The 1032-nt window shown below is 46.2% G+C and carries 1 protein-coding gene; it reads left to right on the forward strand.

All coding sequences use genetic code 11. From position 1 onward, the window contains the following. The coding region (locus tag KDK17_RS14095; protein WP_257288322.1) for a hypothetical protein at positions 1 to 731 on the forward strand (731 nt) is incomplete at its 5' end. Between the last annotated feature and the right edge of the window lie 301 nt (positions 732 to 1032).

Here is a 1032-nt window from a genome sequence, read left to right on the forward strand (position 1 = left end):
TTGGCTCAGCTTATCCATCGGATCCTGATTACTACATGGGTGACGTCTGGGGCAGTTATTGTACTGACGTTAATATGGTTCAGGGAGCATTTGGATTAATAGACAGAGAGCAGGCATGGGGGTGGATATTAGGTGATACCGGTGAACATGGCTGTGAATCTTCATTGGAGAAGACTTATCGAACAGGTTTTGCTTCAGTGAGCGCATGGTCTTCGGCAGATTTTGATGTTGCATGTAATTACGCTGTGCCAACAGCCATTTCATCTGCATCATCATTTTTGTCCGCTTCTTCTTCAGCCTCTCTTTATACAACCCAGGTGGCCTACACTTCATCCAAACTTATTACTGATGCAGATAATACGAGCGGTCCGGTTATTAGCATTGCTGGCACAGCTGAATTAAGAGGATTTGAAGTACCAGAAAAAACACCCACATGGGTGAAAGCATCCATAGGTGCTGGCCTGTTTCTTGGAGGGCTGGCTATAACTCAAACCTGGTTCCATTGTTCAAAACGTATCAAGCAGACTTGGATAAGGTATACCAGTCAGGCATTAGCTGCAACATTGGGATTGGGTCTTCCCGCACTTCAGTTGTTACCAAAATGTGTCTGCAGATTGAGGAGAGATACAGTCGATATTCCATTGAAGGAGCGCGATCTGCCGCAGTTTGTCATAAACTCATGGCTATTCGAGAGTACTCGGTCACACAATCCGGCAGCATCCGGCCAGTGATTCCAGTACATCCGGCCACCCCGCTGAGGCGGTGCCCGAATTTGAGTCTGAGTACTTCACGAATCTTGCGCATGGGCAGTCTCTACATGTTGCTACCCGCTCTTCCTTGACGAGGTCTCAAGTTATAGTTATGAATAGTCACAGGCTTGGCTTAGCGGTTGCTTTATTGTCAGCAATTTGCGCCTTCCCTTGTTATGCTTTCATTGCCGGTAGCTTAATGGGCAGTTCCGCATTTACAGAGTTTTCAAGTTGTTCAGAGTTAGTCAGTAGTGTTGATAGAGATGTGTGCAGTCATCATTTA

Source organism: Endozoicomonas sp. SESOKO2 (genome assembly GCF_024606245.1).
GTDB lineage: Bacteria > Pseudomonadota > Gammaproteobacteria > Pseudomonadales > Endozoicomonadaceae > Endozoicomonas_A.